The following is a 17,850-nucleotide window of genomic DNA, read 5'->3' as shown; positions in this document are numbered from 1 at the left end:
CTCAGCCCATGGAGTGACGGTAACCGGCGGAATACGCGCCTGTCACATAATGTTCCAACTGCCGCTCGATATCGCCCAGCAGCGATGAGGCGCCAAAGCGGAACAGATCGGGCTCCAGCCAGCGGTCGCCCAGCTCATCCTTGATCAGCGACAGATAGACCAACGCGTCCTTGGCCTTGGAAATCCCGCCCGCAGGCTTGTATCCCACGCGATACCCAGTGCGGTCATAGTAGTCGCGGATCGCGCGGATCATCACCAGAGAAACGGGCAGGGTAGCGTTGACGCTTTCCTTACCGGTTGAGGTTTTGATGAAATCCGCCCCCGCCATCATGCACACCAGCGAAGCACGGGCGACGTTGCGCAGGCTGCCCAGTTCTCCGGTCGCTAGGATCGCCTTCACATGTGCATCTCCACAAGCCACGCGGAACGCCTTCATTTCGTCGTACAGCGCTTGCCAGTCACCCGACAGTACATGACGGCGCGAGATCACGATGTCGATCTCTTCGGCGCCGGCCTTCACGCTTTCCTCGATCTCGGCCACACGCAAGTGAAACGGGGACAAGCCGGCGGGGAAGCCGGTGGAAACGGCTGCCACTGGAATCCCAGTGCCCTTGAGCGCATCAACCGCAGTTTCGATCATGTCGTGATACACACAAACCGCGCCTGTGGTGATCGCGGGCATATTCAGCGCCTGTAAGGTGGCGGATGCAACCGGTTGGCGTGCCTTGGCGCACAGTCGACGCACCCGTCCCACAGTGTCATCGCCCGACAGGGTGGTCAGGTCGATCATCGTGATCGCCTTCAGCAGCCATGCGGCTTGATAGTCTTTCTTCACCGACCGCCGACCCGGCAGGGTGGCCGCTCGGCGTTCGATCGCAGAGGTGTTTGCCTGCACGGCGCGCACCCAGTCCAGGTCAAGGTCCATACCGGGGTTGCGGGGTTCGGTCACTTGCGGCAGATGCGCGGTGCGCACGGGGCTGTCTGAGCTCTGCGTTTCCATTGTCACGTCCTTTGGGAGGTTTGCGCCAAAATCGCACGGGCTGCGGCTAAATGGAAGGCATCAGAACCGCGCGACACAGAATAATTTGACCATTTGGACAAATAATGCGGAATTTGTTGCGAATAATTCTCAATAGCATTGACTTAGTTGCGAATGGTTCTCATATTCAATCTCAACTGAGCCCGAGTTCCGAGGTCTGAATATGATTCGTCGCCATTTCCTTGCCGCATTGGCTGTTGCTGCAACGCTACCGCTTGCCGCTTGGGCCGAGGCTCCTCTCAAAATCGTCGCAACAACCGGCATGATCGCAGATGCGGTGCGTCAGGTTGGTGGAGATCAAGTTGATGTGAAGGGCCTGATGGGGCCTGGCGTTGACCCGCATGCGTATCGCCAGACCCGCAGCGACATCGTTGCCATGACCCGTGCGGATCTGGTTCTGTGGCATGGCCTGTATCTGGAAGCGCAGATGGAGGACTTCTTTGAAAACCTTTCGCGCAAACAGACTGTGGTTGCTGTGGCAGAAAGCATCGATAAATCCAAGCTGCGTGCCCATGACGATTATGCCGACAAATACGACCCGCATATCTGGATGAGCCCAGCCTTGTGGGGCGAGGTTGTGACCGAGATTCAGGCCACACTGACCGCAGCCCGCCCTGAATCGGCAGACCTTTTTGCGGCAAATGCCGAGGCGCATCTGGCTGAGCTGCAAGCGCTGGCAGCTTATGCAGAACAGTCTCTGACGGCTGTACCAGAAGAAAGCCGTGTGTTGCTGACCGCCCATGATGCTTTTGGATATTTCGGGGCGGCCTATGGTTATGAGGTCATGGGCGTTCAGGGGATCTCAACCCAATCCGAAGCCGGCTTGAACCGGATCGGAGAGCTCGTCGATACGTTGGTTGACCGTCAACTGACCGCCGTCTTCGTGGAAAGCTCGGTCTCTGACCGTTCCATGCGCGCACTGATCGAAGGGGCTGCGGCCAAGGGGCACGAGGTTTCTGTTGGGGGGGAGCTGTTCTCTGACGCAATGGGTGTCGATGGCACCTATGAAGGCACGTATGTCGGCATGCTGGATCACAATATCACCGTGATTGCAGGTGCATTGGGTGCAGACGTGCCCGAGCGCGGCCTGAACGGCAAACTGTCGGCGGGGTTTTAAACGATGCTGGAACTGGCCGCTTCACAGGGTGTTTCGATCGAAGATCAAAGCGTTGAATCCAGCCCGTTGGCGGTGCGGGGTCTGACCGTTTCTTATGGTCAGAAACCGGCGGTATTCTCGGTTGATATGACCGTTCAACCGGGTGCGATGACGGCGATTATTGGTCCGAACGGCGCGGGGAAATCGACCCTTTTGAAAGCGGCGCTTGGGATCGTGAAGCCTCTGTCCGGTCTGGTAACCGTGTTCGGGAAATCGCTAGAAGATCAACGTGCCCGGATCGCCTATGTGCCGCAACGTGCCAGTGTGGATTGGGATTTCCCGACCCGCGTGATCGACGTGGTCTTGATGGGTCTGTCGCGGCAGCTGGGCCTGTTGGGCCGGGTTCGTGCGCGCCACATGGCCCGCGCGATGGATTGCCTGAACCGGGTCGGGATGCGTGATTTCGCAGATCGCCAGATCGGCCAGCTTTCGGGTGGACAACAGCAGCGGGTATTTCTGGCCCGCGCTCTGGCGCAGGATGCCGACCTGTATCTGTTGGACGAACCCTTTGCCGGGGTCGATGCGGCCACTGAAAAGGCCATCATCGCAGTGCTGAAGTCGCTGAAAGAGGCGGGCAAGACCGTGGTCGTCGTGCATCACGATCTGGCAACCGTCACTGACTATTTCGACCATGTCTTCCTGATCAACACCCGCAAGGTTGCTGAAGGTCCGGTGTCTGAGGCGTTCACCGCAGAAACTCTGCAATCCGCATATGGTGGGCTTCTGGCTACCGCGCAGATCGATCAGATTTCGCGCGCAGTCGGGTAACACATGCTTTGGGATGCGCTTAGCCTGCAGCTTGGCTATAACGCCACGCTCGTTGCCATTGGTGCGACGTTGCTGGGGGTGTCGGCGGGTGTCACTGGCACCTTTCTTTTTCTGCGCAAACGCGCGCTGGTCAGTGATGCGATCAGCCATGCAACCCTGCCCGGTGTCTGCCTTGCTTTCATGGTGCTGGTCGCGTTCGGTGGGGATGGGCGCAATCTGTTGGGCCTGCTGGCGGGATCGGCGGTTTCCGCCTGGATTGGGCTGCTGTGCATGAACTGGCTGACACGCCACACGCGGCTGGCTGAAGACGCTGCGATTGGCGCAGTCCTGTCAGTGTTTTTTGGCTTTGGCATCGTCCTGCTGACTGTCATTCAGACCATGGGTGTGGGTCGTCAGGCGGGGCTCGAAGGTTTCCTGCTGGGCTCCACCGCCGGTATGCTATGGGCGGATGCGATGATCATCGCGATTGGTGGCGCGGCCACCCTGGTACTGGTCATGATCCTGCGTCGCCCGATGACTTTAGTGGCCTTTGATCCGGATTATGCGACGGCCCAAGGCTTTCCAGTGCATCGGATTGATCTGGCGATGATGGGGCTGGTGATGGCCGTCACCGTGGTCGGGCTGAAAATCGTTGGCCTGATCTTGATTGTCGCTTTGCTGATTATCCCGCCCGTCACGGCGCGGTTCTGGTCCGACCGTTCTGATCGGGTTGTGATACTGGCCGGTCTGGCCGGTGGATTGGCAGGCTATATCGGAGCCGCTTTGTCTGCCACTGCGCCGAACCTGCCCACCGGACCGATCATCGTTCTGGTCAGCTTTGGTTTCTTTGTCCTGTCGCTATTCTTTGCCCCGATCCGAGGTGTTCTGGCCGCTGTTCTGCGTCACCTGCGGTTTCAGCGCCGTGTGCATATCCGGCAAGGGCTGCTGGCCTTAGCGCACGACCAAAAGATATATGAGCCACTGACACTACGCCTGCTGCGCCGTGCCGATCTGGTTCGTGCAGATGGGGTGGCAACCGAGGCCGGAAAGGCTCGTGCGGCCAAGGCGTTGCGAGACGAAAAGCGTTGGGAGGTTGTGCGCGCGGATCAGGCGCATGAGGCGACGGCGGCGCTCTATGACGGGTTGCGAGATATCGAAACCGTGCTAACCCGCGACCAGATCGCCGAGATCGACCGCCAGATCGGTGGCCCTCAGGAGGTTCCGGTATGAGTGGTGAAGAATTCGTTCCCCTTTCCCTGACGCCCTTGCTGATTGGCACCTTTGCCGCCATTGCTTGCGCGCTGCCCGGCAACTTTCTGGTGTTGCGCAAACAGGCTCTGATCGGGGATGCGATCAGCCATGTCGTGTTGCCGGGTATTGTTGTGGCGTTTTTGGTCACCGGTGCAATCTCAACCTGGCCCATGATGCTGGGCGCGGCAGGTGCGGCGATTGTCGCGGTGGTCCTGATCGAGGCCATCCGGCGGTTGGGTCAGATCGAACCCGGTGCGGCGATGGGCGTTGTTTTCACCACCATGTTCGCAGGCGGTGTACTGCTTCTGGAACAGACCGATACCTCGACCGTGCATTTGGACGTGGAACACGCGCTCTATGGCAATCTGGAAAGCCTGATCTGGCTGGATGCGACGGGCTGGTCCTCGCTTTGGGATATCGAGGCGCTGGCCGGTTTGCCGCCTGAACTGCCCCGGATCGCAATTACATTGCTGGGGGTTCTGCTGTTCACCTGGCTATTCTGGCGTCCACTGAAAATCTCAACCTTCGATGAGGGGTTCGCCCGCACCTTGGGGATTCGTACCAATGCGCTTGGGTTGGCACTGGTGGTTGTAGCTGCAATTGCCGCCGTGGCAGCGTTTGATGCGGTCGGTTCTATCATAGTGATCGCCATGTTCATTTGCCCGCCCGCTGCGGCGCGGATGATGACCAACCGGCTTGAGGCTCAGGTCGCCTGGAGCGTTGTGTTCGCCGTGATCTCTGCTGTGTCGGGATATGTGCTGGCCGGTTACGGACCGCTTTGGCTGGGCGCGGCGGATGCGGTCAGCGCGGCCGGTATGATTGCCACAATGTCGGGTGTGATTCTGGCTCTGAGTGCGATGTTCGGCCCTTGCCGAGCCAGAGTTGGTGCGCACACGACAGCGTGAATTGGCGCTTTCCTGCCAGTGCTTTCCGCAGGTCATCGGCTGGACTCTGCCCAGATTGTTCGAATGTGACTCTTAATGAGCCTTCTGAAAATGCGCATGGTACGCGTGACGGTAAGATTTCGTTACCTACCACTCACTTCAGAACGTCCGGGTGGTTGAGGACAAGCGGCACCTTATTTGGAACCCGCCCGCAACTGCCCGGACACCCCCTCTCTCAGGTTTAAAATCAAATCGAAACCGATGCCAAAATCGGTGGCGGAATCGTAGTGCCATGTGCTAGCTGTGGTGGTATGGCGCAAGCAAACCCCAATATCAGCGACATTCGCCCGGTTATTCGGCAACTCGACGATGCAGCGATCAATCGGATCGCGGCGGGCGAGGTGGTGGAACGCCCGGCGTCGGCTGTGAAGGAACTGGTTGAGAATGCCATTGATGCTGGCGCCAGCCGGGTGGCCATAGATATCGCGGACGGTGGCAAGACCTTGATCCGGGTCACGGATGATGGCTGCGGTATCTCCGCCCAGGATTTGCCGCTGGCCTTGTCGCGGCATGCGACCTCGAAAATCGACGGCTCGGACCTGCTGAATATCCATACATTCGGGTTCCGAGGCGAGGCTCTGCCCTCGCTCGGCGCTGTCGGGCGTTTGACGATCACCAGCCGAGTGCCCGGTGCCGAGGCTGCGCAAATCCACGTAGCTGGTGGCAAGATGGAGGCGGTGAAACCCGCTGCTCTGCGCGTGGGCACGGTGGTTGAACTGCGCGATCTGTTCTACGCTACGCCCGCCCGGCTGAAATTCATGCGCACGGATCGGGCCGAGGGTCAGGCGATCACCGATACCGTCAAGCGGCTGGCGATGGCGGAACCGGCCGTGACCTTCTCCCTGCGCGATGTCTCGGGAGGCGGTGAGGGGCGCGTGACCTTTCGTGCTGACCGTGAGAATGGCGATTTATTTGACGCACTGCACGCCCGCCTGGCCCGCGTGATTGGCCGCGAGTTCGCCGAAAACGCTCTGCGTATCGATGCCACACGCGAAGGGCTGCGCCTGTACGGATATGCCGCCCTGCCGACTTATTCCCGTGGCGCGGCGGTGGCGCAGTACCTGTTCGTCAATGGTCGCCCGGTCCGGGACAAGATGCTGACTGGCGCCTTGCGCGCGGCCTATTTCGATTTTCTCAGCCGGGATCGCCATTCGGCCGCGGCGTTGTTCATTGATTGTGATCCTATGCTGGTCGATGTGAACGTCCATCCGGCCAAGTCCGAAGTGAGGTTCCGGGATCCGGGCGTTGCGCGCGGGCTGATCGTGTCCAGCCTGCGCCATGCGCTGGCCGAGGCTGGGCATCGTGCATCCTCGACCGTGGCTAATGCAACGCTTGGGGCGATGCGCCCGGAACCGGCACAGGCGACCCCGGCGCGGGTCTATCAGATGGACCGGCCAACCCCTGTGGCGCGCCAGGCCGCGTACCGGACGCAATCTCCGGGTTTTGCGGAACTGGCCAATGACTATAGCGGCAGCATTGTTGCACCGACCCCGATCGAACCGGTCGCCGAAGAACCACCGGCACAGGACCTGCCTTTGGGCGCGGCGCGCGGACAGGTGCACGAGAATTACATCATCGCCCAGACCGCCGATGGCATGGTGATTGTCGACCAGCACGCTGCACATGAACGGCTGGTCTACGAGAAACTCAAGGCTCAGATGGCCGAGAGTGGCGTCGCCGCGCAGGCCCTGCTGATTCCCGAGATCGTAGAACTGTCCGAGGGCGATTGCGCCCGCCTGATGGCCGTTTCCGATGATCTGTCCCGCCTTGGCTTGACGCTAGAGCCATTCGGTGGCGGGGCAATCGCCGTGCGCGAGACCCCGGCCATTTTGGGTGAGGTCAATGCCCGCGCGATGATCCTGGATATCCTCGACGAGCTGGCGGATCAGGGCGAAAGCCAGATGGTTCAGGCCAAAATCGAGGCGATCCTAAGCCGCGTGGCCTGTCATGGCTCGATCCGTTCCGGCCGCCGGATGCGCGCCGAAGAGATGAACGCCCTGCTGCGCGAGATGGAGGCGACGCCCCATTCCGGCCAATGCAACCATGGGCGGCCGACTTACGTGGAATTGAAACTGAGCGATATCGAGCGGCTGTTCGGGCGCAGTTGATCCGGTGTTCCAGACCCGTTAAGAAGATAGAAACAAAACGAGAACATATTGAATCACATGATCCAGATCGCAGGTACACAGATTGCAATAAATGACCCGGTTGTCCTGACCGTAGCCGGGATTGTTGCGCTGATCGTGCTGATGCTGTTCCTGTCGCTGCGGGCGGCCAATCGCTCGGCTCGGATGACGGAACCGCTGTCGCGACAGATCGCGCATTTGGGCCAGCATGTGCAGCAATTGGGGCAGGGGCAGGAACAGTTACGCGGCGGATTGCAGCACGTTTCGGACACGCAGGCCAATGCGCAGGTGCAGGTGATTCAGACGGTCGAGGCGCGCCTGTCCTCGGTCCAGCAGCAAATGAACGATCGGCTGGCCGATAACGCGATGAAATCGGCGCGTGCGCTGGCCGAGATGCAGGAACGGATGAAGGAATCGCTGCATGGCTCGTCGAAACAAACCGCGACTTCGCTGACCCAATTGCAGGAACGTCTGTCGGCCATCGACAAGGCGCAGGACAATATCACCAAACTGTCTGGTGATGTACTTTCGCTGCAGGATATCCTGTCGAACAAACAGACGCGCGGCGCGTTTGGTGAGATTCAGTTGAATGACATCGTCTCTAAGGCGCTGCCATCGGACAGCTTTCAGTTGCAGGCAACGCTGTCGAACGGGCGGCGCGCCGACTGCCTGATCCATCTGCCGAACCCGCCGGGCCCCATCGTGATCGACAGCAAGTTCCCGTTGGAGGCCTATGAGGCGCTTATTGGCTCGACCAATGATATGGAGTTGAAAGCGGCGCTGCAGATGTTCCGTAGCACCGTGCGCAAGCACATCAACGACATTGCCGAGAAGTATATTCTGGATGGCGAAACCGCCGATGGCGCGCTGATGTTTCTGCCGTCCGAAGCCGTCTATGCCGAGCTGCACGCCAAGTTCCCCGAACTGGTGCAGGAAAGCTTTAACAAACGGGTATGGATCGTTTCGCCCACCACCTGCATGGCGACGCTGAACACCATGCGCGCGATCCTGAAAGATGCCCGTATGCGCGAACAGGCGGGCGCGATCCGCAAGGAACTGGGTGCGCTGCACAAGGATGTTGAGCGTCTGGGTGATCGGGTGACCAACCTGGATCGTCATTTCGGACAGGCGGCCAAGGATATCTCGGAGATCAAGATCAGTGCTGACAAGGCTGGGCGCAGGGCGCGCCGGCTGGACAATTTCGACTTTGAGGAGTTAGCTCCGGACGACTCACATGACGTTGTTCCGCTGGCGCGCCAAGAAGGCTAAGCCTGGCCTGTATCGGCGTCGCAAGATCATGGGGCGCACTGGCAGAGATATGGCAAAAGATATTCCGCCGTCAGAGATTGCCGAACTGCTGGGCAAGGCTGAGCAGGATGCTGAACAGATTGTTGGTCTGTTGCGTATGCTGGTGGCTTTTGGTTTGGGGGTGTTCTTTCTGGTAACAGTGCAACCGGTCCAGAATACGGGTCATGCCGTGTTGGAACGGCAATGGGTATCCGCCCTTGGCACTATGTTCGCCTATTTTGCGCTTGGCTTGGTCACGTGGACGGTTGCGCGACAACAGCGCTTTGCCGGCTGGATGGCCTGGCCGGTTTCCGCCGCAGACGCGCTGTTTCTGGTTTTCAATGTCTGGCTGGGAATGCGCAATGTCGGCCTATCCGGCGACGCGATGTTTGTACTGCCAGCGGTGTGGCTGGTGCCCGTGGTGCTGGCATTTGGCGTTTTGCGCGGCAACCCCAAGGTCATGGCGTTGCAAGTTGCGCTGCTTGTTCTTGGACTATTGTATCTCATCGGTCAGGATGCGGGACTTTCGAGAGGGCAAGATACAAATCCGATCTGGCTGTTCTTGTCGCCGCCACCCAACCTGATCCGTCTGTTCATGATCACACTTGCGGGTGTGGTTCTGATCGTTGCCGCCTATCGCGTAAATGCTCTGCTGTTTCAGTCGGTGACCGAAGCACAGCGTCGCGCGAACCTGACCCGATACTTGCCTGCGCAAGTGGTCGGAGATCTGGGCGAAAGCGGTTTGTCAGCGCTGAAACAGGGGCGGCGGCAGCTGGCCGGAGTGATTTTCATAGACCTGCGCGGCTTTACGACCTTATCGCAAAACTTGCAGCCCGAGCAGGTGTCCGAGCTAATTACTTCTTATCGCAGTCGTGTCTCAAAGGTGGTTCGGCAAGAGAATGGCATCATCGACAAATTCATCGGGGATGCGGTGATGATCGTTTTTGAGGGTGAACGCGCGGCTGAACGGTGTTTGCGATGTGGGCTGGGGTTGTCGCACGAGATGCGCGATTGGAGTATCGAGCGCAGGCACGCGGACCTGCCCACGCTGGAAACGGGCATCGGCCTGCATTGGGGTGAGGTTTTTGTTGGTGTGATCGGTGATCAGGAGCGGCTGGAGTATTCGGTGTTTGGTGACACGGTCAACATTGCGGCCCGGTTGGAAAGCCTGACGCGTACAGCAGATATGACCCTGATTATGTCCGCCGCGTTACTCGACGCCGCAAGTGCCTCGGTGTCTGATACCGAACTGATATCGCTGCCCCCGGTAGAGGTACGCGGGCGCAGCGGTGCGTTGGATGTATACGGAATACCCCGGCCGGATTGCAGCGCCTGACTGCACGTCAGATACGCAGGAAAGGCTGGAACAGCCGGGGCATCAGCTTATTGAACTTCAATGGCGCATCGGTGACGGCCAGACAGATGCAATCCTCTGACATGTCAGCCACAGGCGTATGCTCCAGATCCTCATCCGCAATCTCGACATCGCCACGGGCAAACCGATCGACCTCATCCGAGAAAGCGCCTTGCAGCACCATGGTCAACTCAGTCCCGTGATGTCCGTGATCCGGCACGGCAACGCCCGCTGGAATGAACAGCAGCCGCGCAGTGGCATCCTTGGACGTGGGTAGGATCGCCTGTTTCACCCCCATACCGATGGATTTCCACTGGATGTCATCCACGGTTCCGCCAACATAGTCCTGCAGTGGAGTCGGCAGAACGGCGCAGCCCGGTTTCGCGGGCTTGGGGGTCGGTGCGCCTTGGGCGATCAAAGCCATGGTGGCCGCAAGTGACGCATCGCTCATGCTAATGCTGTCTGACTGATCCTCAAGCACATGCCCGCCCACGGCGTCAAAGCTTTCAGCACGCGCGCGACAGTGGTCGCATAGCGACAGATGGGTGGCGACCATAAGGTCAAACGCCTCGGGCAGGGTGCCAGCTGCGTAGGCCATCAGCAGATCATCCGTCAGGTGATGTTTGATCGGGTTGCTCATATTACTCATCTCAATTCATCGCGTGGCGCAAGCGGTCCAGCGCCAGCCGTATCCGTGATTTGATCGTGCCCAGCGGCAATCCGGTCTGAGATGCAATCTCTCGATGGCTCAGATCTCCGAAGTACGCCTTCTCGATCAGCTGTCTCTGCGCGTCTGGCAACGCCGATAGGGCGGTACGCAGCTGCGCGGTTTCCTGTTGTAACGCAAGGACATCGTCCTGATCAGGCTCGGCCTCGGGTCCCCATCCCAGTTCCTCGGGTTCGGGGCGGCGCTGCTTGCGCAGGACGTCAATGCGTTTGTTCCGAGCAATCGTGAACACCCAGGTGGCCACTGTGGCCCGCGATGGATCGAACAGATGGGCCTTGTGCCACAAGGTCGCCATCACCTCTTGCGCACATTCCTCGGCCATCGTGGCGTCAGACCCTGACTTCATCAGGAACGCCTTGATACGCGGCGCGAAATGCTGGAACAGCTCGGCAAAGGCCGCCTGGTCCTGCGCATCCCGGATACGCCTGACTTGGTCCACCCACTCAGTCCTGGTGTCGCAACTGCCGTTCGTTCCGTTCACCTGTCTACCCTTGATGCGTTTCTTCGCGCGCCAAGGCTGAGGGGCGGCCTGTTCAGCCGCAGGTTCGTCCAAGGTCACGGTATTGATCTCGGTAAACATAACCACATTACGCGGGGCGGCCCAAGGCGGATCACTTTCCTGAGACAAAATAATCCAATCCGCGCTAGATTTCGTATTAGATATGTCAGCTCTTTGAGGAAAAGAGCGCCATTCTAACGGTTTACGGGTCAGACAGGATACGCGACGACATGAAGAAAATCGACCATATCGCAGGCCATACATATCATGGTCGCAAAGGTGCGATTGAAAATGCGTTCCGATATTCGGTTGACTACATCCTGTTCGACCCCGAGGCGCAATTGACAACACCCCTTCTGTTTTCGATGGATCGTGCGAATGTCTTCAACTGGCGGCGTACTGATCACGGAGGCGTGCCAAAGCAAGGTGCTGGCGCAAGCTGGTTGCGTGCCCGCTTTGATGAATTGGAGGTGCCGCAGCCCGCGCAGATCATGTTGCTGACGCAGCCCCGCGTGTTGGGCCATGTGTTCAACCCTGTCAGCTTTTGGCTTTGCTTTGACACTGAGGCGCAGCTGTACGTGGTTGTTGCCGAGGTCACCAATACCTATGGAACCCGTCACAGCTATGTCTGCCATAAGCCGGATTTTTCGCCTATTGGCCCGTCTGACCGTGTGGTGGCGGACAAGCTGATGCATGTGTCTCCGTTCCAGCAGATCGAGGGCAGCTACACGTTTCGCTTCGACTATTGCTCTGACCGTATCGGGGTCTGGATCGACTACGAACGTGCGGACGGGGGGCTGATCGCCACTTTGACCGGGCCACGACAGCCACTGACCAATCGCACGATCCTGTGGTCGTTGCTGCGCCGGCCTTTCGGCGCGCGGCGGACATTTGCCCTGATCGTTTGGCAAGCGCTGAAGCTTTGGCTCAAGAAAGCCCGGTTTCGCCCGTTCCGTCACGCGCCCGTGCCGGATCACCCAGTATCGCGCAGTCGGCGCTAAGCCATCTCTTGTTTGCGTAAGATCAAAGACTCGGGCCCTTGGAACGGGTTTGATGCTCTGAGACCGCGAACAGAAGGAGCTGGAAACATGCTGGAAATCTCAGCAAGAAAAGTCGCCCAGGTCGCCATGATGGGCCGTGAGTTGGAGCGGGCCGAAGGTGAGTTACGCGCCTTTGTCGACCGGATGAGCGAGGATGAGCAGGCCGAGCTGGTCGCTATCATGTGGATTGGGCGCGAGAGCTTCTTCGCCGAGGATCTGGCTGAGGCGATTGCGACCGCAAGGTCGGAGGCCTCAACCCCATGTGCTGACTACCTGATCGGAACGCCGCATCTGTCGGACCATCTGGAGAACGGCTTGGATGCGCTGGGGATTTCGGCCGAGGATGTGGAAAACGATCTGATGTAGGCGTTGCTAAAGTTGGAAACGAGGGGCCAGCCCCTCGGGCTCCCCGAGGTATTTTTGAACAGAAGAAGGATTGGTCGGCCTGCTCCGGCAGGTATTGTCAGACCAAATGATCCACGATCTGCAAATGCTGGGCCAGGGTGTCGATCTCAGCCATCCAGCCCTGCACCAGTTTCGGGTCGTTTGGGGCTGCGTGAACGCCAGCCGGTATCGCGCGGTTCAGGACGGCCTCGATGGCCAATGACACCGGGATCGACACCAAGCGGGCCATGGCGGTGCCGCGTTCGTCGCCCCAGGCGTCCATCACATAGGTTTTGTGCCAGACTTCAATGCCGTCTTTCTCAGCTTTCAGGCCGACGCACAGCACTACGCGGTCGGGCTCGCCTTCGTCATAGGCGTTTTCGGCCCAGAACTGGTCCGACATCTCTTTCAGACGCGCGTCACCTTCGGGGCCTGAGAGGGTTTCGATCTCGGTGAATACGTCGGCCCAGGCGTCGGTCCAGCCGTTCAGGCGCAGGGTGCCGCGGACGAACTCTTTGACCGGCCAGTGATCCTCAAACTGGTATTCGGCCATGAAGGGCAGCGAGTCGCGATTTGGGTAGACCTCAAAGCTCTCGGGGGTTGGCAGCGGCGCGATATAGCTGCTGATCGCGTCCCATGGGCGGGCAACGTCCAGTGGGGCGTATTCACGGATCGATTTTGAAGGTGAGCGCAGCGCTTTCAGCACGCCGAGTGGTGACCAGCTGAACTTGTAGCGGAACGGGTTCGGGTTCTTCGGGATACCGCCGCAATACGAGATGAAGCTGAGGTGGTTTTGCGCATCGAACGCGTCCGAGGCGCGGTAGTCGGCCACCAAAGCATGCGCCATCAGGTGGTCGATGCCCGGGTCCAGCCCGACCTCATTGACCAGCGCCACACCGGCGTCGCGTGCCTTGTCGTCCAGCGCGCGCATCTCGGGCGCTATGTAGGAGGAGGAGACGAAGTTCGCCTCTTTCGAGATCGCCAGCTCCGCCAGCGGCACGTGCCAGTCGCCCGGCAGCATCGAGACGATCACGTCGCCTTTCTCCAGCACTGCCCCCAGAGTGTTGATGTCGAAGGCGTGGATGTCGTTGGTCAGGTCTCCGACTTCGGCGCGGGCTTTGTCGACGGTCCGGTTCCAGACAGTGACCTTTTGACCGCCTTCGATCAGGCGGCGCAGGCCGGGGATGGCCGACAGGCCGGTGCCACACCAGTGAATCGTCATCGCTCAGAGTCCTTCGATATGAGTTTTGTAGGTTGCTTCTGCCCGACCCCAGACGCCGTTGTCCAGATCGGTCAGCGTCAGCAGAGAGGGTAGCAATTGCGCGGCGTAATCTTGCGAGCTTTCGACGGGCAGCATCGAGGGCAGGTTGTCGATGGCCATCACGTCCATCACTGGTTCGGTGGCGATGCGCAGGGCGGGGGCGTCCCACGTGGTCGCTCGGTCATAGACGGGCACCGGATTGTAATCGCTGTCCGGGTCGCAGGCCACGTCGCCGATGGCGGTCAGGTTGCGCGGCGCGGTCAGCGCCTCGCGCGGAACAAAGACCGGCGTGCCGGGGCGCGCGAAGATACAGTTCAGGAACAGGTCATGGTCGAGGATTTCCGGGAATGGCCCTCCGCTGGTGGTTTCAGCCATGTCCCATTTGGTGACGCTGACGCCCATCGCTTCGCACAGGTCTGCTGACCCGGTGCCCACGCGGCCAAGAGCGCCGATGACGATGGCGCGGGGGCGGGTGGTCTCCGTAGCGTCGAGTTCCGCCAGCAGTTCGGCGTTCAGCGCATCTTTGTTCGAATAGACGCCGACTGGCGGACATTCTTCGCCGCGTTGTTGCGCGGCCCAAGTTTTCAGGGTGACAGCCGCCCCGGCGTATCCGGCCCAGTATCCGAAGGCGGCCACCCGGCGACAATCTTCATCGACCAGATATTCCAGATCATAAAGCGTGCCGCCCCCGGCCTTGAATCGCTGCAACAACGCGCGCCCCGAATGCTGACCCTTATAGGCATGGCCGAACATGATGTGGCGATGGGGCAGGGGCGAGCCATCTTCGGGCAATTCCTTGAGGCCAAAGATGATTGCATCCAATGGGGCTTCGGGCCAGGAATTCTCGACCGCGATCTCGCAGCCTGCGTCTTTGTACCCATCAATCGGAATAGCGCGGACCGAGCTTTCTTCGACTGTCACGCGGATACCCGCTCCGATCAGCGCGGCGGCGCCTTCGGGGGTCAGACCGACCCGTTCCTCGTTCGGGCGCTGTTCTGCCCGGACCCACAGATGTGTCATGCAGTTTCCTTTGCTCAGAGCATTCCGGCGGCACGCACGGCCTGAACCGACCCCCGCGCCTCCATCGCATCACGGAAAGCGACGATTTTGGGAAAGGCCGAAACATCTACCCCGTCGCCCTCAAGCCAGCTGCACACCACGTAAAGGTACGCATCCGCCAGCGAGACCGCTTCACCCAGCACAAAAGGCCCGCGCAGCCCGTTGGCTGAGATGTAGTCACAAGACGCAGTCATTGTCTCCGCGACCTTGGCCGTCATATCCTTCCAGCTGGATTCCTTGTCCGCCCAGCGATGGCCACGCTGCTTGTGCGCGTGGTTCACATGCATGGTTGAGGCGAGGTAGAACATCACCTCGCGCATTCGGGCGGCCATCACCGGATCGGCAGGCACCAACCCGGCATTGGGCGCTTTGGCCGCGATGAATTCCAGCAACGCGCCGGTCTCGGTCAGGATGCCTCCGTCGACCGCCAGCGCAGGAACCCGACCCTTGGGATTGATCTGTTTGTAGGTCGGTTTGGTCTGCTCACCCCCGGCGAAATCCAGCTTGATGGCCTCATAGTCCAGCCCCGCCTCTTCCAGAGCGATGGCAACGGCAACCGAGATGGTGAGAGGGGCGTAGTAAAGCTGCATAGGGGTCTCCTTACAGATGCGTCTGTGCGAATTGCCGATCGGGCGTTTCCAGATGCGGAACGGCGTTGAACAGAACCGGGCTGAGATGTGCGCCAATCGGGTGCAGACGATGCAGCGACGTGTTCATGATGGCAAGGGCGACGCGTGCCATCGAAGGGATATCCAGACCCATTGCCTGCCGCACCACCATCGAGATCAACCCGCCTGATGTGACAACGATAGCCGGCCCACCTTCGGTCCCGATGTCTCGCAGCGCATCTCTGACGCGGGTTTCGAATTGTTCAAAGGTCTCGGGCGCGTTCTCGATCTCGCCATTGGCCCAGGCGGCAAACGTCTTGGGCAAATGTTCTACAAAGCCTTCGCGATCTGTGGGGATGGCAACGCCGTGTTGCTCCTCGAACAATTGCGCGAGGGTGAAGTATTCGATCTCATTCAATCGCGGGTCACGGATCGGGTCGGCTAGCTCCATGCTCGCCGCTGTTTCGGCGTGCCGGGTCAGCGTGCCGCAATAGACGCGGGGATAATGGCTGCGCGTGTCGCGCAGATGCGCACCCAGCCAACGGGCCTGCTTATGCCCCAAATCGCTCAGCTTGTCATAGTTTGCCTCGTCGCGCGCCGCCGTGTTGGCCTGCCCGTGCCGCACCAATGTAATATGTGACATGTCGGTCCCTCTTATGCGGATGTCTTAGGGCAGGTTCCGGGCCGGGGCCAGAGGGGTTTCCTTCTGGTGGCAAAAAATCCTTACAGCTTTTTGTGTTCTGGCTATGGTTGCCGCGACTATGCGTCTGGAGGACCTATGAGCATCGATCCAAATCGTTTTCTGGCCGATCTGCACAAGCTGCGCGAATTCGGGGCGTCGGGTGTTGGCAAAGGTGTCGTGCGTCCGGCCTATTCCCCAGCGGACATTGCCGCACGGCAATGGCTGGCGGGCCGTATGACCGAAGCGGGGCTGGAGCCGCATTTTGATCCGGTTGGGAACCTGTTTGGACTTGCCCCAGGCACGTCCTTGCTGATGGGATCACATTCCGACAGCCAGCCAGAAGGCGGCTGGCTGGACGGGGCGCTGGGTGTGATTGCCGCGCTCGAGATTGCACGGGCCAGCGATCAACCGATCTCGGTTGTCAGTTTTCAAGATGAAGAGGGTCGCTTTGGCGTGACCACTGGATCGGCGGTTTGGTCAGGTGGGCTGCCGCTGGAACAGGCCGATCAGCTGACCGACGGCTCTGGAGTTCCCTTTGGCGCGGCCCGATCTGCGATGGCTGACCTGACACAAGGCTTTGTCGAACCATCCCGGTTCCGCGGTTTCATCGAGATGCATATCGAACAAGGCCCCGCGCTGGACGCAGCGGGGCAGCAAATCGGCGTTGTCACCGATATTGTCGGAATCCGGGATATGTCGATCACGTTTGAGGGGCAACAGAACCATGCGGGTACCACGCCGATGCATTTGCGGCGCGATGCGTTTCAGGCCTTGTCTTTGTTTAACGCGCGATTGAATGACCGCTTCCGTAACGTGGTGACCCCTCAGACCGTATGGACTATCGGTCGCGTCGAATTGCATCCCAATGCATCCTCCATCGTGCCGGGGCGTGTACGGTTCTCGATGCAATGGCGCGATGGCGATGGGGACCGGCTGATCCGCATGGAGGAGATCACTCGATCCACCGCGCAGCAGGTCGCCGACGAGCTTGGCATGACCCTCAGTTACGGCCCAATGCTGGGGCTGGAGCCGGTGGCCATGGACTCGACCCTGCGCGCGGCGCTGGAGCGTGGTGCGCAACAGGTCTCGCCCGACAACTGGCGCGGAATGCCATCGGGTGCGCTGCATGACGCCACCAATGTCGCCCGCCTGATGCCAGTTGCGATGCTATTTGTGCCCTCGATCAATGGAATCAGCCATGATTTCGCCGAGGATACGGCCGAGGATGACCTAGTCGCTGGTCTTTGCGTGTTGGAACATGCTGTAAGAGCTTTGGCTGGGTAATCTGAATAGAAGACATGGAATATCCAGACTTCTCAGCGTATTGACCCCAGGGTAAGTCCCTTTGGCGGGGTTCGCGCCTTTGATTAATTTCGGTGAAGCGCAGGGTCTATTGCAACGAGTGTTGCCTAACGGAAAAAAGTTTCCTATAGGAACATTATTGATGCATACGCCCGTATACAGGTTTGCCGCAGCAAAGCCCCGCAGTTAGAATCCGGGGCTGAATCGTTGCAAATTTTGCTGCTTGCGGCAGACTGATGCGCATGCGTTGCGACCATTAGAGACGAAAGGCAGTACCCGCCATGACTTCCCCGAAACGCACTCCCTTGTACTCTCTTCATGTTGAGTTGGGTGGAAAGATGGTTGATTTTGCGGGTTGGGAGATGCCTGTTCAGTATCCGTTGG

Annotated in this window: 17 protein-coding genes; 10 read left to right on the top strand and 7 right to left on the bottom strand. The window is 59.6% G+C overall.

The window, feature by feature from the left end:
• Position 1: 1 nt before the first annotated feature.
• The gene (gene deoC / locus ACR0DH_RS16880; protein ID WP_480551133.1) at positions 2-1,000 is read right to left on the bottom strand and encodes a deoxyribose-phosphate aldolase; all 999 of its coding nucleotides are present in this window, start codon (positions 998-1,000) and stop codon (positions 2-4) included.
• Positions 1,001-1,202: 202 nt separating this feature from the next.
• Here deoC and ACR0DH_RS16875 point away from each other — a divergent pair, with 202 nt between their 5' ends.
• From ACR0DH_RS16875 to ACR0DH_RS16845, 7 genes are all read left to right on the top strand, one after another.
• Positions 1,203-2,156 (top strand): metal ABC transporter solute-binding protein, Zn/Mn family, encoded by a 954-nt coding sequence (locus tag ACR0DH_RS16875; protein WP_480551135.1) that lies wholly within the window; start codon positions 1,203-1,205, stop codon positions 2,154-2,156.
• 3 nt (positions 2,157-2,159) lie between these two features.
• Complete coding sequence (locus ACR0DH_RS16870) at positions 2,160-2,963, top strand: metal ABC transporter ATP-binding protein (RefSeq protein ID WP_480551137.1); 804 nt, start codon at positions 2,160-2,162, stop codon at positions 2,961-2,963.
• A 3-nt stretch (positions 2,964-2,966) separates the two neighbouring features.
• The gene (locus tag ACR0DH_RS16865) at positions 2,967-4,172 is read left to right on the top strand and encodes a metal ABC transporter permease (protein WP_480551139.1); all 1,206 of its coding nucleotides are present in this window, start codon (positions 2,967-2,969) and stop codon (positions 4,170-4,172) included.
• Positions 4,169-5,098 (top strand): metal ABC transporter permease, encoded by a 930-nt coding sequence (locus tag ACR0DH_RS16860; RefSeq protein WP_480551141.1) that lies wholly within the window; start codon positions 4,169-4,171, stop codon positions 5,096-5,098. The genes ACR0DH_RS16865 and ACR0DH_RS16860 overlap by 4 nt, the downstream gene beginning before the upstream one ends.
• Before the next feature lie 290 nt (positions 5,099-5,388).
• Positions 5,389-7,245 (top strand): DNA mismatch repair endonuclease MutL, encoded by a 1,857-nt coding sequence (gene mutL, locus ACR0DH_RS16855; RefSeq protein ID WP_480551143.1) that lies wholly within the window; start codon positions 5,389-5,391, stop codon positions 7,243-7,245.
• A gap of 57 nt (positions 7,246-7,302) precedes the next feature.
• On the top strand, positions 7,303-8,532 hold the full coding sequence (locus tag ACR0DH_RS16850; protein ID WP_480551163.1) for a DNA recombination protein RmuC: 1,230 nt from the start codon (positions 7,303-7,305) through the stop codon (positions 8,530-8,532).
• Entirely contained in the window at positions 8,498-9,886 is a 1,389-nt protein-coding gene (locus tag ACR0DH_RS16845) for an adenylate/guanylate cyclase domain-containing protein (RefSeq protein ID WP_480551145.1), read from the top strand. The genes ACR0DH_RS16850 and ACR0DH_RS16845 overlap by 35 nt, the downstream gene beginning before the upstream one ends.
• Positions 9,887-9,893: 7 nt before the next feature.
• Here ACR0DH_RS16845 and ACR0DH_RS16840 read toward each other — a convergent pair whose 3' ends face one another.
• Together ACR0DH_RS16840 and ACR0DH_RS16835 are read right to left on the bottom strand one after the other, a co-directional pair.
• On the bottom strand, positions 9,894-10,544 hold the full coding sequence (locus ACR0DH_RS16840) for a ChrR family anti-sigma-E factor (RefSeq protein WP_480551147.1): 651 nt from the start codon (positions 10,542-10,544) through the stop codon (positions 9,894-9,896).
• A 10-nt stretch (positions 10,545-10,554) separates the two neighbouring features.
• Positions 10,555-11,211, bottom strand: a complete 657-nt coding sequence (locus tag ACR0DH_RS16835; protein WP_353009261.1) for a sigma-70 family RNA polymerase sigma factor — start codon at positions 11,209-11,211, stop codon at positions 10,555-10,557.
• A gap of 149 nt (positions 11,212-11,360) precedes the next feature.
• On the opposite strand from ACR0DH_RS16835, the gene ACR0DH_RS16830 reads away from it, so the two are divergent.
• A complete protein-coding gene (locus ACR0DH_RS16830; protein WP_480551149.1) occupies positions 11,361-12,131 on the top strand; it encodes a DUF1365 domain-containing protein in 771 nt (256 codons plus the stop codon).
• Positions 12,132-12,218: 87 nt separating this feature from the next.
• Positions 12,219-12,536 carry a DUF3775 domain-containing protein gene (locus tag ACR0DH_RS16825; protein ID WP_170533669.1) on the top strand — a complete coding sequence of 106 codons (318 nt, stop codon included), beginning with the start codon at positions 12,219-12,221 and terminating at the stop codon, positions 12,534-12,536.
• 97 nt (positions 12,537-12,633) lie between these two features.
• On the opposite strand, the gene ACR0DH_RS16820 is transcribed toward ACR0DH_RS16825, so the two are convergent.
• From ACR0DH_RS16820 to ACR0DH_RS16805, 4 genes are read right to left on the bottom strand one after another with little or no spacing between them, the layout of a single operon-like run.
• Positions 12,634-13,776 (bottom strand): saccharopine dehydrogenase family protein, encoded by a 1,143-nt coding sequence (locus ACR0DH_RS16820; RefSeq protein WP_480543284.1) that lies wholly within the window; start codon positions 13,774-13,776, stop codon positions 12,634-12,636.
• 3 nt (positions 13,777-13,779) lie between these two features.
• A complete protein-coding gene (locus ACR0DH_RS16815; protein WP_480551151.1) occupies positions 13,780-14,835 on the bottom strand; it encodes a saccharopine dehydrogenase in 1,056 nt (351 codons plus the stop codon).
• 14 nt (positions 14,836-14,849) lie between these two features.
• Positions 14,850-15,464: a glutathione S-transferase family protein gene (locus ACR0DH_RS16810; RefSeq protein ID WP_480551153.1), complete on the bottom strand. Its 615-nt coding sequence runs from the start codon at positions 15,462-15,464 to the stop codon at positions 14,850-14,852.
• 10 nt (positions 15,465-15,474) lie between these two features.
• Complete coding sequence (locus ACR0DH_RS16805; protein WP_480551155.1) at positions 15,475-16,125, bottom strand: histidine phosphatase family protein; 651 nt, start codon at positions 16,123-16,125, stop codon at positions 15,475-15,477.
• Between the two features lie 135 nt (positions 16,126-16,260).
• On the opposite strand from ACR0DH_RS16805, the gene ACR0DH_RS16800 reads away from it, so the two are divergent.
• On the top strand, positions 16,261-17,448 hold the full coding sequence (locus tag ACR0DH_RS16800; RefSeq protein WP_480551157.1) for a Zn-dependent hydrolase: 1,188 nt from the start codon (positions 16,261-16,263) through the stop codon (positions 17,446-17,448).
• The last annotated feature ends 402 nt before the right edge of the window (positions 17,449-17,850 follow it).

The organism is Ruegeria sp. I1 (genome assembly GCF_056532675.1).
Note: the sequence above shows the minus strand (reverse complement) of the source record. Positions and strands in the feature narration are given on the sequence as shown.

What these genes read in the sequence shown, in the direction of transcription:
- deoC (WP_480551133.1), bottom strand. Translation starts at nt 1,000, where the DNA reads ATGGAAACGCAGAGCTCAGACAGCCCCGTGCGCACCGCGCATCTGCCG.
- ACR0DH_RS16875 (WP_480551135.1), top strand. Translation starts at nt 1,203, where the DNA reads ATGATTCGTCGCCATTTCCTTGCCGCATTGGCTGTTGCTGCAACGCTA.
- ACR0DH_RS16870 (WP_480551137.1), top strand. Translation starts at nt 2,160, where the DNA reads ATGCTGGAACTGGCCGCTTCACAGGGTGTTTCGATCGAAGATCAAAGC.
- ACR0DH_RS16865 (WP_480551139.1), top strand. Translation starts at nt 2,967, where the DNA reads ATGCTTTGGGATGCGCTTAGCCTGCAGCTTGGCTATAACGCCACGCTC.
- ACR0DH_RS16860 (WP_480551141.1), top strand. Translation starts at nt 4,169, where the DNA reads ATGAGTGGTGAAGAATTCGTTCCCCTTTCCCTGACGCCCTTGCTGATT.
- mutL (WP_480551143.1), top strand. Translation starts at nt 5,389, where the DNA reads ATGGCGCAAGCAAACCCCAATATCAGCGACATTCGCCCGGTTATTCGG.
- ACR0DH_RS16850 (WP_480551163.1), top strand. Translation starts at nt 7,303, where the DNA reads ATGATCCAGATCGCAGGTACACAGATTGCAATAAATGACCCGGTTGTC.
- ACR0DH_RS16845 (WP_480551145.1), top strand. Translation starts at nt 8,498, where the DNA reads ATGACGTTGTTCCGCTGGCGCGCCAAGAAGGCTAAGCCTGGCCTGTAT.
- ACR0DH_RS16840 (WP_480551147.1), bottom strand. Translation starts at nt 10,544, where the DNA reads ATGAGCAACCCGATCAAACATCACCTGACGGATGATCTGCTGATGGCC.
- ACR0DH_RS16835 (WP_353009261.1), bottom strand. Translation starts at nt 11,211, where the DNA reads ATGTTTACCGAGATCAATACCGTGACCTTGGACGAACCTGCGGCTGAA.
- ACR0DH_RS16830 (WP_480551149.1), top strand. Translation starts at nt 11,361, where the DNA reads ATGAAGAAAATCGACCATATCGCAGGCCATACATATCATGGTCGCAAA.
- ACR0DH_RS16825 (WP_170533669.1), top strand. Translation starts at nt 12,219, where the DNA reads ATGCTGGAAATCTCAGCAAGAAAAGTCGCCCAGGTCGCCATGATGGGC.
- ACR0DH_RS16820 (WP_480543284.1), bottom strand. Translation starts at nt 13,776, where the DNA reads ATGACGATTCACTGGTGTGGCACCGGCCTGTCGGCCATCCCCGGCCTG.
- ACR0DH_RS16815 (WP_480551151.1), bottom strand. Translation starts at nt 14,835, where the DNA reads ATGACACATCTGTGGGTCCGGGCAGAACAGCGCCCGAACGAGGAACGG.
- ACR0DH_RS16810 (WP_480551153.1), bottom strand. Translation starts at nt 15,464, where the DNA reads ATGCAGCTTTACTACGCCCCTCTCACCATCTCGGTTGCCGTTGCCATC.
- ACR0DH_RS16805 (WP_480551155.1), bottom strand. Translation starts at nt 16,125, where the DNA reads ATGTCACATATTACATTGGTGCGGCACGGGCAGGCCAACACGGCGGCG.
- ACR0DH_RS16800 (WP_480551157.1), top strand. Translation starts at nt 16,261, where the DNA reads ATGAGCATCGATCCAAATCGTTTTCTGGCCGATCTGCACAAGCTGCGC.